Here is an 11,568-nt window from a genome sequence, read left to right as displayed (position 1 = left end):
CGATTGAAGCTGAGGGTGGCGTTGTTGAGGATATTGCCCGCGACGCTGCCGGTGTTGCCGCCATTGCCAATCTGCAATACCCCTTCCTGAAGCGTGGTACCTCCGGTATAGCTGTTATTGGCTAGCAGAGTGAGCGTGCCTGACCCTGCCTTGACCAGGCTACCCGTACCGCTGACAGTACCGCTGTAAATACCTGAAGATGTCTGGTTGAACGCCAGAGCCGCGTTGTTGGCAACGTTGCCATTGCCGAGGCTGGCGGTGGACGCGATCAAGGTGCCGCCCAGTACGTTCCAGTTGCGATTGGCGGTCGGGATTCCAGTCAACGTCCATGTGCTGCTCCCCGTTTTTTCGAATGACGAGAAGTTCTGCAATTGACTACCGATTTTGCTGACGTCTAGCGAAGCCTGGTTGGAGCCGCCGAGAACCAGCGTATTACCCGTTCCTGTCGCGGCCACGTTACCGGTGAACGCATAACCAGCCTGTAACTCCAGGCGGTTGTTATCGCCGATCAGCCTCACAGCGTCTGCTCGCTGGCTGTTGGTGGCATTCAAACCGCCAGTGATCGAGCCGCTTACGGTCAGTTGGTTACCATTGCCCTGCAGGCGAACACCGGCTCCTCCCTGTCCGGCAAGACCAAGGCGTGTGCCGTCCGAAGTCGTACCTGCGGCACCGCCGTTCCCGCCGCGGACCTGGCCCCACACCTCTACAATATTGCCGGAGCCGCGCAGGTTCAGTCCGCTACCACCGCCACCACCGCCACCACTGCCAGAGCTCTCACCTATATTTCTACTGTTGCCTCCAATGCCACCATTTCCTCCAGAAAGTCGTGCATTGGCGCCTATCTGTATATAGGCCCCGTCACCTGTCCCCAGCAGACCAGTTCCGCCGCCGCCACCACCACCCGCGGCGAGAGAGCCTTCTCCACCGTTTCCACCATTGCCGCCCATTAATTGAGCGGTTGGCGCAAGAATCACTGACCGTTGATTACCGCTTAGAAATACCGCCGCGCCCCCTGCGCCACCACCACCGGCGCCTTGCGAGTCCACGGTGTTCCCACCGACAGTGCCATTCTGGCCGGTGAAACTGTCCAACATGGGCGCACTGGTATTCAGTTGAATGCCGACGCGCCCTCCTGCACCTCCGCTGGCTACGAATCCCTGGCCGCCTTGTGCTCCGTTGCCTTCACTGCCCTCCATGCGGTTGTCCCAGGCACTGTAGTAACCACCTCCGCCGCTTTGCCCGTCGCCACGCCCGCCACTGCCCGCAGTACTGAATCCTGCTCCTCCGCTGCCCATGGCATATGACGCATCGCTCGGGAATGCGCCGTTTAACGTTGCAAACGTGCCCAGTAGAAATTTCTTGTACGGAAATGTTTTTTTGCCCGGCACAATGAGCATGCTCCCGAATATCGCCGCCCATTCGCTGGATGATGGCTTTTTGCTATATTATTGGGTTCATGCATCCGTTGCATAAAAAAATGGCCCGGAAGGTTGCCTAATTGGCTTTTTCAGGCAGTTATCCGACGACTGACCTTCGTTGTGTGGTCTTGGACATTGGTCGCGATATCCGAACCAAGGACAAGTGTAGGCTGAAGGTCGCCAACGCTGTTCTTGCGATCCGCGCTGCTGCCATACGGCGAGCCGCCTGTCTGGTGTCGGGATCAGAGCGGGTCAATGCGCCAGACGTTCTTTAATAGGTACGCGTTGCTAACGTGGGTCGTCTCGGTTGCAGCCACGGTGGCACGGTTTGGTTCGTCCGGCTCCGTATGCTGTCTGTTCGAGAAGCACAAAGATGGACATCGAGTGCCGCAGACCTCAGGAAGCCATCCTGCTGCAGGGAGCGGAACAATGGTGAGGGATATCATGCTAGTTGCCGTTATTCAGGCCTGCTCGAAAATTACATACACCTTGCGGCACGCCTCCAGCACTTCCCAGGTGCCGGCGAAGCCTGCCGGGATCACGAAGCGGTCACCGGCGCGCACGGTCTTGGCGTTGCCATCGTGGTCACGCAGTACCGAGACGCCCTGGAGGATTTCGCAGTATTCGTGCTCGGTGTAGCTGACCGTCCACTGGCCCACCTCGCCTTCCCAGATGCCCGTATTGAACTGCCCGCACGGGCTGGCGTAGTGGTTGCGCACCTGCTGCTGCGGGTCGCCCTTGAGGATCTTTTCCGCGGCGGGGCGGTAGCTTTCGGCGCTGCCGGCGCCTTGAGCAAAATCGACGATCTGCTGGATATTCATATTCGCTTCCATGGTCAACGAGAACGTACCTCGATCACCCCATGGCCGGTACAGGACTGGGGCGGCGCGGGGTAACGATTTGTTCGAGTCTATGTTTAAAAAAATGAACGCAGCAAGGGCGTTTAGCCACCAACTGTCAAGAATATTGAAAATGCTGCGAGCGCTGGTTTAGTGTGGTTCGCAGTTTTAGGTCGTAGGGCACCTTAAAAAACGTAGGCGAGGCAGCCAGCGCAAGGCAAAAACAGGTGAAAAAGCGGAGTTTACGTGTTGTAAATGAGCATTTTGATTGGACTCGCATCCGAGCCTGTTTTTAACGCCGCGATGGCAACGCCGGTAATTTTTAGAGGTGCCCTATAGCGGCCACCAGGCGCCCAGCGCCTTCACTGACAAAGAGGATGATCAGATGACCGGTTTGACCCGTACCGACTGGGAGCAACGCGCCAAGGCTCTGAAAATCGAGACCCGTGCCTTCGTGCAGGGTGAATACCAGGCTGCCCAGAGCGGTGAGACCTTCGATTGCATCAGCCCGGTCGACGGCCGGGTGCTTGGCCAGGTCGCCAGCTGCGACCTGGCGGACGCCGAGCTGGCGGTAAAATCGGCCCGTGCCGCCTTCGATTCCGGGGTGTGGTCGCGTATCGCCCCGGCCAAGCGCAAGGCCAAGATGATCCGCTTCGCCGAGCTGCTGATGGCCAACGCCGAGGAGCTGGCGCTGCTGGAAACCCTCGACATGGGCAAGCCGATCAGCGATTCCCTGGGCATCGACATTCCCGCCGCGGCCAATGCCATCCGCTGGAGCGCCGAGGCGATCGACAAGGTCTACGACGAAGTCGCGCCCACGCCCCATGATCAGCTGGGCCTGGTGACCCGCGAGCCGGTTGGTGTGGTGGCGGCCATCGTGCCGTGGAACTTCCCGCTGCTGATGTCCAGCTGGAAACTTGGCCCAGCGCTGGCCACCGGTAACTCGGTGATTCTCAAACCGTCCGAGAAATCGCCGCTGACTGCCATTCGGGTTGCCGCCCTGGCCGTCGAAGCCGGCATTCCGGCCGGCGTGTTCAACGTGCTGCCCGGCCACGGTCACACCGTTGGCAAGGCGCTGGCGCTGCACATGGACGTCGACACCCTGGTATTCACCGGCTCGACCAAGATCGCCAAGCAACTGATGATCTACGCCGGCGAGTCGAACATGAAGCGCGTATGGCTGGAGGCGGGCGGCAAGAGCCCCAACATCGTCTTCGCCGATGCGCCGGATCTCAAGGCCGCCGCCGAGTCCGCCGCCAGCGCCATCGCCTTCAACCAGGGCGAGGTGTGCACCGCCGGCTCGCGCCTGTTGGTGGAGAATTCCATCAAGGAGCGCTTCCTGCCGATGGTGGTCGAGGCGCTGAAAGGCTGGAAGGCCGGCAACCCGCTGGATCCGGACACCAATGTCGGCGCCTTGGTCGACACCCAGCAGATGGACACGGTGCTGCGTTACATCGAGGCCGGCCATAAGGATGGCGCCAAGCTGCTGATCGGCGGCAAGCGCACCCTGGAGGAGAGCGGCGGCACCTACGTGGAGCCTACGATCTTCGACGGCGTGACCAACGCAATGACCATCGCCCGTGAGGAAATCTTCGGGCCGGTGCTCTCGGTGATCGGGTTCGACAGCGCCGAGCAGGCCGTGCAGATCGCCAACGACACCGTGTATGGCCTGGCCGCGGCAGTTTGGACGGCGGACATCTCCAAGGCGCACCTGACCGCCCGCGCCCTGCGCGCCGGCAGCGTGTGGGTCAACCAGTACGACGGCGGCGACATGACCGCGCCATTCGGTGGCTTCAAGCAGTCGGGCAATGGCCGTGACAAGTCGCTGCATGCCTTCGACAAATACACCGAACTGAAGGCCACCTGGATCAAGCTCTGATCCAGCACGGATGAGGCCCGCCAGCCGGCGGGCCTGAGCAAGCCGGCGGCCGGGCTCTCAGAGCCCGGCCGCCGTGTTTCGAGGGAATCGGTAATGCGCTGGGGAACCTACTTCGCCGTCTGCCTGGCGGTGATCAGTATCGGTCTGGCCATGGGCGTGACCATGCCCCTGGTGTCGCTGCGCCTGGAAAGCTGGGGCTACGGCTCGTTCGCCATCGGCATCATGGCGGCCACGCCGGCCATCGGCGTGCTGCTGGGCGCCTCGCTGGCCGGTGGGCTGGCGGCGCGTTGCCCCACGCCGCGGCTGATGCAGGCGTGCCTGCTGGCCGGTGCGCTATCGGTTACCGGCCTGGCGCTGCTGCAGAGCTACCCGGTGTGGATTGTGCTGCGCCTGCTGCTGGGGGTGACCCTGACCGTGGTGTTCATTCTCGGCGAAAGCTGGATCAACCAGCTGGCCGTGGAGAAGTGGCGCGGTCGCCTGGTGGCGCTGTACGGCACAGGCTACGCGCTGAGCCAGCTGTGCGGGCCGCTGCTGCTCAGCGTGCTGGGCACCGATACCGACCTGGGTTTCTGGTTTGGCGTTACGCTGCTGGTCGGCGGCTCGCTGCTGCTGATCGGCCGTACCGGCGCGCCGGTGGTCGATGCGCATAGCGCTTCCGGGCGCGGCTTGCTGGTGTTCTGCCAGCGCATGCCGGCGATCGCCTGGGCGGTGATGCTGTTCGCCGCGTTCGAGGCGATGATGCTCACCCTGCTGCCGATCTACGGCCTGCGCCAGGGCTTTACCCAGGAGGTGGCGCTGTTCATGGCCAGCGTGGTGGTGGTCGGCGATGCTGTGCTGCAATTGCCCATCGGGCTGCTCGCCGACCGCATCTCGCGGGTCACCCTGTTCCGCCTGTGTGGGGTGGTGCTGCTGTTCTCCAGCCTGGGTATTCCCTTGCTGCTGCATACGCCGCTGATCTGGCCGGTGCTGGTGCTGTTCGGCGCCAGCGCCGGTGGCCTGTTCACCCTGTCGCTGATCCTCATCGGCGAGCGCTTTCGCGATGACCAGCTGGTGCGCGCCAATGCCCACGTGGCGCAGCTGTGGGGCATCGGTTGCCTGATCGGGCCGCTGGCCACCGGCGCGGTGAGCCAGTGGGTCAGTGGGCATGCCTTGCCGATGCTGATGGCAGTCGGTGCAGCGGTGTTCATCTGGCTGGCCTGGCGGCCCCATGCCTTCGATGAGCAGGTAGCTCTATAGCATTTTCTCCAGGCCGATCGCCCGGGCAAACCAGGCATTGAAGCGCCGCCAGCGATTGCCAGGCTCTTCAGTGAGGACGAATTCCTGGCCGTCGTCCTCGCCGACCCAGACCATCCGCGTCGCGCCGTTGCCGTCGGGCTGCAGGCGCACTTCATAGCTCACCGAGGGCTTCATGCCCTGCAGGGCCAGCTCACGCAGGTACGCGGCGAGCTTGGGGCTGTCGACCAGCACGCCGACCTCGGTGTTCCACAGCACCGAGCGGGGGTCGACGTTGAACGAGCCGACGAAGGACTTCTGTTTGTCGATGACGATGGCCTTGCTGTGCAGGCTGGAGTTGGAGCTGCCGCTGAAACTGTACGCCGGCGGCGAATCCGCGCCCGGCTGGCTACGCAGTTCGAACAGGCGCATGCCGTGCTCGAGCATTTCCTGACGATAGGGCGCGTAGCCACCGTGTACCGCGGGCACATCGGTGGCTTCCAGGGCGTTGGTGAGCAATCGTATATCCACGCCATTGTCGGCCAGGCCGATCAGGTATTGCAGGCCGGCTGGTGCAGGTACGAAGTACGCGGACACCATTACCAGGTCGCGCTTGGCGCCCTGCAGGTGTGGCGCCAGCTGGGTGGTGAGCAGCAAGTGTGGATCGGGTTCGCCGTTGGCCAGCACTTTGCTGGGTGCGTCCCACAAGGCGACGCCGGGTGCCCAGATCAACTCGTCGAGCCACAGCGCGAGCTTGGGGTCATGCTGGTAGGCGAGTAGGCGCTCGTAGAGTTCCGGCTGCTCGATGCGAGCGGTGTCCAGATATTCGCGCAGACCCTTGCGAGCTTTGTCGAGGTCCTTTTGCGAGGGCTCGCGCCAGACGAATTCCTCGATAGGCTTGCTCAGCCGGCTGTTCCAGTACTGATCGAAGCTCTCTGCCAGATCCTTGGCCACCGGGCCCACGGACAGCATGTCGATATCGGTGAAGTTCATGTTCGGCTCGGCATCGAAATACTCGTCGCCCAGGTTGCGGCCACCGACAATCGCCGCCGCGCTGTCGGCCAGCCACAGCTTGTTGTGCATGCGCCGGTGCTGCTGGGAGAGGTTCAGGCCGCGGCCGAGCACCCGGGTGACACCGGTCAGGCGGCCCAGGTGCAGCGGGTTGAACACGCGAATCTGGATATTCGGGTGGGCAGCCAGCAGGGCGATCCGGTAGTCCTCGCCATCGCTGGTGGTGTCGTCGAGCAGGATGCGGATACGCACGCCGCGGTCGGCGGCCTGCAGCAGTTCCTTGACCAGCGCGCGGGTGCTCAGGCCGTCATGCACGATGTAGTACTGCAGATCCAGGCTGTGCCGCGCCGCGCGAATCAGTTCGGCACGGGCCGCAAAGGCTTCGTTGCTGGCCGGCAACAGGCGAAAACCGGACTGGCCCTGGTGTTCGGCGGCGCGATCCTGCAGTGCGGCACCGAACGAGGAGTCAGCGGCGGGCAGCGCCTGGCTGGGGATGATGGGTATCTGGTTGGTGCAGCCGCCAAGCATCAGCAGGGCGATAACGAGCACGCGCAAGGGCACAGTTGCAGCCTCCAATCGGCTGTCCGGATGTGCTGATAGGACGCCGCTGCGCTTGGAAAGATTCAGTCTCTCGGCGGTGGCAACTCTGCCAGCATGACCGCCACGGTTTCACCCACCTGGCGCACCGCGCTTTCGATAGTCGGGCTGGGGCGCGAGGCATAGTTCATGCGCAGGCAGTTGCGGTATTTGCCGGCGGCGGAAAAGATGCTGCCCGGGGCGATCTGGATCTTGTGGGCGGCCAGTTCGCGGTTCAGGCGCTGGCTGTCGAAGCCCTCGGGCATCTCCACCCACAGCATGAAGCTGCCTTGTGGGCGGCTGACCCGTACCGACTGCGGGAAATAACGCCTCACCCAGTCGCTCATCTGTTCCAGGTTGCGGGCATATTGGCCGCGCATGCGGCGCAGGTGCGGCTCGTAGTAGCCGCCCTCGATGTATTCGGCCAGGGCCAGTTGCGGCAACTGCGCGGTGGCCCCGGTGCCCATGTACTTCATGTGCAGCACCTGGTTGAGGTAGCGGCCCGGGGCGATCCAGCCAACGCGAAAACCGGGCGCCAGGGTCTTGGAAAACGAGCTGCAGAGCAGCACCCGGCCGTCATCATCATAGGACTTGATGGTGCGCGGGCGCGGGTAGTGAAAGGCCAGCTCGCCGTACACGTCGTCCTCGATGATCGCCACGTCGTGACGCTGGGCCAGGGCCAGCAGAGCGCGCTTGTTGGCCTCCGGCATGATGTAACCCAGCGGGTTGTTGCAGTTGGGCGTGAGTTGAATGGCCTTGATCGGCCATTGCTCCAGAGCCAGCTCCAGTGCCTCGAGGCTGATCCCGGTCAGCGGGTCGGTGGGCAGCTCCAGGGCCTTCATGCCAAAGCCCTTGAGGGCCTGCATCACGCCATGAAAACTCGGCGAGTCGACGGCGACGATATCGCCAGGCTGGCAGATCGCGCGAATCGCGGCGGACAACGCTTCATGGCAGCCGGTGGTGATGACGATCTCGTCAGCGGACAGCTGGCAGCCGGAGTCCAGGGTCAGGCGGGCCACCTGTTCGCGCAGGCGCTGGTCGCCGTAGATGCTGCCGTAGGTGAGGGTGTGCAGATCCTGCTTGCGGCTCAAGCGTGACAGCGCGCGCAACAGCGGCTTGAGCGTCGGGCTGTCGATATCCGGGCGGCCACGGCCCAGTTGCACGAAGTCGGCCCGCGGTTGCGGGGCAATCTGCTCCAGCACCTGATCCCACTGCGATACCTCCACCGGCCGCTGCGGCGCGCGGCTGACCTTAGGCAGCGCCGGCTTGTCGCGACCTGGCGGCACGAAATAGCCGGATTTGGCTTTTGGCAGGGCCAGGCCGCGATCTTCCAGGTGCCGATAGGCCTGCTGCACGGTGCTCAGGCTGACCCCATGTTCCTGGCTCAGGGCGCGCACCGAAGGCAGCCGGTCACCCGGCCGGTACAGGCCCTGCTCGATGCGTTCACCAAGCAGGTCGGCCAGGTTGGTATAGAGGGTCATGTTCGCGCACCTGTCTGCAAATGCCTTGACTGAACCATACAGATGGCCCCGATTGTGACCATTCAGTTCGGCGTAGGGGTGATCTGTATGGATTTAATTCCGATTCTTTGCATCTGTCATGCTTTTTCCGCAGTCGCCATCATGATCTCCCATACCCAAAGACGCAGGAGAGCGACATGAACGGGTTGAGCGACGTGCGATTGACCTTGAAAGGCCGCGAGCTGGAGAACGGTGCAGGGCTGCGCCTGTCGGGCGTGCCGGCACCCCGGGGGATGCGTCAGCGCTGGCAGTGCTTCATCCGCCGTCTGACCACCCGGCGCGATTTGCTCAGGCTCAGCGATGCCCAGCTGCAGGACATCGGCCTGAGCCGCGAGCAGGCACGGCGTGAAGCCACGCTACCGTTCTGGAAACTCTAGAAGGGTTTCCTGTAGCCCGGCATGAACGCAGCGGTACTCAGAAGCAACTGTCTGGATGGCACAGCGTTCAACCGCAGGCTACCGGCGTGTCAGGTCAGTTCCTTGAGGCGGTGCCAGAGCATGCCCAGCGCCAGTAGCGGCGAGCGCAGGTGGCGACCGCCGGGGAAGGTCATATGCGGCACCCTGGCGAACAGCTCGAAGCCGCCGCCGGCCTGCCCGGCGATCGCCTCGGCGAGCAGCTTGCCGGCCAGGTGCGTGGCGTTCACGCCGTGACCGGCATAGGCCTGGGCATAGAACACGTTGGGTTGATCCTTGAGCCGGCCGATCTGCGGCAGGCGGTTGGCACCGATGCCGATCATCCCGCCCCACTGGTAGTCGATGCGCACGTGCTGCAGCTGCGGGAACACGGCGAGCATCTTCGGGCGCATGTACGCGGCGATATCCGCCGGGTCGGTGCCGGAGTAACGACAGGCGCCGCCGAACAGCAGGCGGCGGTCGGCGGACAGGCGATAGTAGTCGACCGCCACCCGCTGATCGCAGAGCGCCATGTTCTGCGGAATCAGCGCGCTGGCCTGCTCCTCGCTCAACGGCTCGGTAGCGATGATGTAGCTGCCGGCCGGCAGCACCTTGCCGCCCAGGGTCGGATTGAGGTCGCGGATGTAGGCATTACAGGCCAGCACCAGCTGCCCGGCGCGCACCACGCCCTGGGCGGTGTGCACGCGGATTTCGCTGCCGTAGTCAATTCGTGTGGCGGGCGAATGCTCGAACAGGCGTACCCCCAGGCTCTGTGCAGCAGCAGCCTCGCCCAGCGCCAGATTGAGCGGGTGCAAATGCCCCGAACCCATGTCGATCATGCCGCCAACATAGCGTTGTGAGCCGACCACCTCGTGCATCTGTTCCGGTTGCAGCAGGCGCAGCTCGTGGCGATAACCGAGGCCCTGCAGCTCGGCGGCATCCTCGGCGAAGCCGGCCAGGTCGCGGGGCTTGTTGGCCAGGTCGCAGTAACCCCAGGTCAGGTCGCAGGCGATCTCGAATTGCGCGACCCGCCGGCGGACGATTTCCACTGCCTCCAGGCCCATCAGTTTCAGCTCGCGCACCCCCTCCTTGCCGATCACCGCTTCGAACTGCTCGACGCCATGGCCGACGCCGCGAATCAGCTGCCCGCCGTTACGCCCGCTGGCGCCCCAGCCGATGCGATGGGCTTCGATCAGCACCACCGACAGGCCTTTCTGGGCCAGTTCGATGGCGGTGTTGAGGCCCGAGAAGCCGCCGCCGACGATGCACACATCGGCGTGCTGCTCACCTTGCAAGGCCGGGAAGTCGAGCGGCTGGTTGACGCTGGCGGCGTAGTAGGAGGGCGCATGCTCGGCGCTATGAACCGGCGGGTGGGCACGGGCGGTCATGTGCGAAATCCTGAGTTCGGTATGGGTAAAAATCGACGAAGCATAAGCCCAGAGTTTGCTGCGAGCCAACCAGCGCCCGTGCGGGCGACCGAGCCTTTGCGGCGTTCGGGCCGGCCTGTACCATGCTCGTCTGCCGTTGCCGAGCCCTGACCATGAGTTGTACCAGCCGCAAGATCGACCTGCTGCGCCGCCAGATTCCGCGCTTCGATTGCGTGCCCGGCTGCCACGATTGCTGCGGCCCGGTGACCGCGTCTTCGGAGGAAATGTCGCGCCTGCCGCGCAAGACCCGCGCCGAGCAGGACGCCGCCCTGGCCGATTACAACTGCGTGCACCTGGGCCCGAACGGTTGCCAGGTGTACGACCAGCGCCCGTTGATCTGCCGGCTGTTCGGCACCACGCCTAGGCTACCGTGCCCCCATGGTCGCGGCCCCGAGCAGCCCATCGAAGCCCATGTGGAGCGCCAGGTGCACCAGTTGATCGCCAGCACCCGCCAGGTGCTCGTCTAGGGTCTGTTGCCGTTTCAGCGCGAGCCGCGTTGTCGCGAGAAATCTCGCCAGGCCGGGCGGCGATCCGCTAGGCGGAGGACGCAGGTAATGGACTAGCCGTCCGCGTTTCCCTTGCCAAGTCCTCCAACGACGCATGGCGAGATTTCCCGCACAGCCCGTAGGGCCGGGCCCCTTTTGGCGCGATGCGGCGTTTCTCGCCGGCTCATTTAGCTCGCTAAACTTCGCGGCTCGTGCCTTGCCTCGCGACAAAAGGGGCTCCGGCGCGGCCGTGCGTGAAACGGCAACAGACCCTAGAGAATTACTCCGGTACCGGCAGTGCCAGGCTCTCCTTCACTTCTTCCATCACGATATAGCTCTTTGACTCGCGCACGTGGGGCAGCTTGAGCAGGATGTCGCCGAGCAGCTTGCGGTAGCTGGCCATCTCGTTGATGCGCGCCTTCACCAGGTAGTCGAAGTCGCCGGACACCAGGTGGCACTCCAGCACATGGGGCAGCTTGAGCACCGCACGGCGGAAGTCCTCGAAGGTGTCGCCGGACTTGTAGTCCAGGCTGATCTCCACGAATACCAGCAGGCTGGCCTTGAGATTCTGTGGGTTGAGGCGGGCGTGGTAGCCCATGATGATGCCTTCGCGCTCCAGGCGGCGAACCCGCTCGGTGCACGGGGTGGTCGACAGGCCGACCCGCTCACCCAGTTCGGTAAAGGAGATGCGCCCGTCCTCCTGGAGGATGCGCAAGATATTGCGATCGATCTTGTCCAGCTCGCGGCGGCTCTGGTGTTGCGTACGCATGCTCGGCACCCTCCGTTAAAGGCTCGTAAGGCCAGAATTC

At 63.7% G+C, this 11,568-nt stretch carries 10 protein-coding genes; 4 read left to right on the top strand and 6 right to left on the bottom strand.

Annotation, left to right across the window (positions count from 1 at the left end; genetic code table 11):
- A partial coding sequence (locus tag BM154_RS24060; protein ID WP_208609469.1) for an autotransporter-associated beta strand repeat-containing protein occupies positions 1–1,397 on the bottom strand: 1,397 nt, incomplete at its 3' end.
- Positions 1,398–1,879: 482 nt separating this feature from the next.
- Complete coding sequence (locus BM154_RS22305) at positions 1,880–2,239, bottom strand: cupin domain-containing protein (RefSeq protein ID WP_074889705.1); 360 nt, start codon at positions 2,237–2,239, stop codon at positions 1,880–1,882.
- 403 nt (positions 2,240–2,642) lie between these two features.
- On the opposite strand from BM154_RS22305, the gene BM154_RS22300 reads away from it, so the two are divergent.
- Together BM154_RS22300 and BM154_RS22295 are read left to right on the top strand one after the other, a co-directional pair.
- Positions 2,643–4,136 (top strand): aldehyde dehydrogenase, encoded by a 1,494-nt coding sequence (locus BM154_RS22300; RefSeq protein WP_074889702.1) that lies wholly within the window; start codon positions 2,643–2,645, stop codon positions 4,134–4,136.
- A 93-nt stretch (positions 4,137–4,229) separates the two neighbouring features.
- Entirely contained in the window at positions 4,230–5,372 is a 1,143-nt protein-coding gene (locus BM154_RS22295) for an MFS transporter (protein ID WP_074889699.1), read from the top strand.
- On the opposite strand, the gene BM154_RS22290 is transcribed toward BM154_RS22295, so the two are convergent.
- Together BM154_RS22290 and BM154_RS22285 are read right to left on the bottom strand one after the other, a co-directional pair.
- Positions 5,367–6,887: a phospholipase D family protein gene (locus BM154_RS22290; protein WP_074889723.1), complete on the bottom strand. Its 1,521-nt coding sequence runs from the start codon at positions 6,885–6,887 to the stop codon at positions 5,367–5,369. The genes BM154_RS22295 and BM154_RS22290 overlap by 6 nt on opposite strands.
- 95 nt (positions 6,888–6,982) lie before the next feature.
- The gene (locus BM154_RS22285; RefSeq protein ID WP_074889696.1) at positions 6,983–8,416 is read right to left on the bottom strand and encodes an aminotransferase-like domain-containing protein; all 1,434 of its coding nucleotides are present in this window, start codon (positions 8,414–8,416) and stop codon (positions 6,983–6,985) included.
- 176 nt (positions 8,417–8,592) lie between these two features.
- On the opposite strand from BM154_RS22285, the gene BM154_RS22280 reads away from it, so the two are divergent.
- Positions 8,593–8,832 carry a DUF1127 domain-containing protein gene (locus tag BM154_RS22280; RefSeq protein ID WP_074889694.1) on the top strand — a complete coding sequence of 80 codons (240 nt, stop codon included), beginning with the start codon at positions 8,593–8,595 and terminating at the stop codon, positions 8,830–8,832.
- Between the two features lie 89 nt (positions 8,833–8,921).
- On the opposite strand, the gene BM154_RS22275 is transcribed toward BM154_RS22280, so the two are convergent.
- Complete coding sequence (locus tag BM154_RS22275) at positions 8,922–10,235, bottom strand: NAD(P)/FAD-dependent oxidoreductase (protein ID WP_074889691.1); 1,314 nt, start codon at positions 10,233–10,235, stop codon at positions 8,922–8,924.
- Positions 10,236–10,387: 152 nt separating this feature from the next.
- On the opposite strand from BM154_RS22275, the gene BM154_RS22270 reads away from it, so the two are divergent.
- Positions 10,388–10,741, top strand: a complete 354-nt coding sequence (locus BM154_RS22270; RefSeq protein ID WP_074889688.1) for a YkgJ family cysteine cluster protein — start codon at positions 10,388–10,390, stop codon at positions 10,739–10,741.
- 298 nt (positions 10,742–11,039) lie between these two features.
- Here BM154_RS22270 and dadR read toward each other — a convergent pair whose 3' ends face one another.
- Positions 11,040–11,528, bottom strand: coding sequence for a transcriptional regulator DadR (gene dadR / locus BM154_RS22265; protein ID WP_013789818.1), 489 nt, complete (start codon positions 11,526–11,528; stop codon positions 11,040–11,042).
- Positions 11,529–11,568 lie beyond the last annotated feature (40 nt).

This window comes from Phytopseudomonas argentinensis, assembly GCF_900113905.1.
GTDB classification, from domain to species: Bacteria; Pseudomonadota; Gammaproteobacteria; order Pseudomonadales; family Pseudomonadaceae; genus Aquipseudomonas; species Aquipseudomonas argentinensis.
The sequence above is the reverse complement of the archived record's forward strand: the minus strand, read 5'-3'. Positions and strand labels throughout refer to the sequence as shown.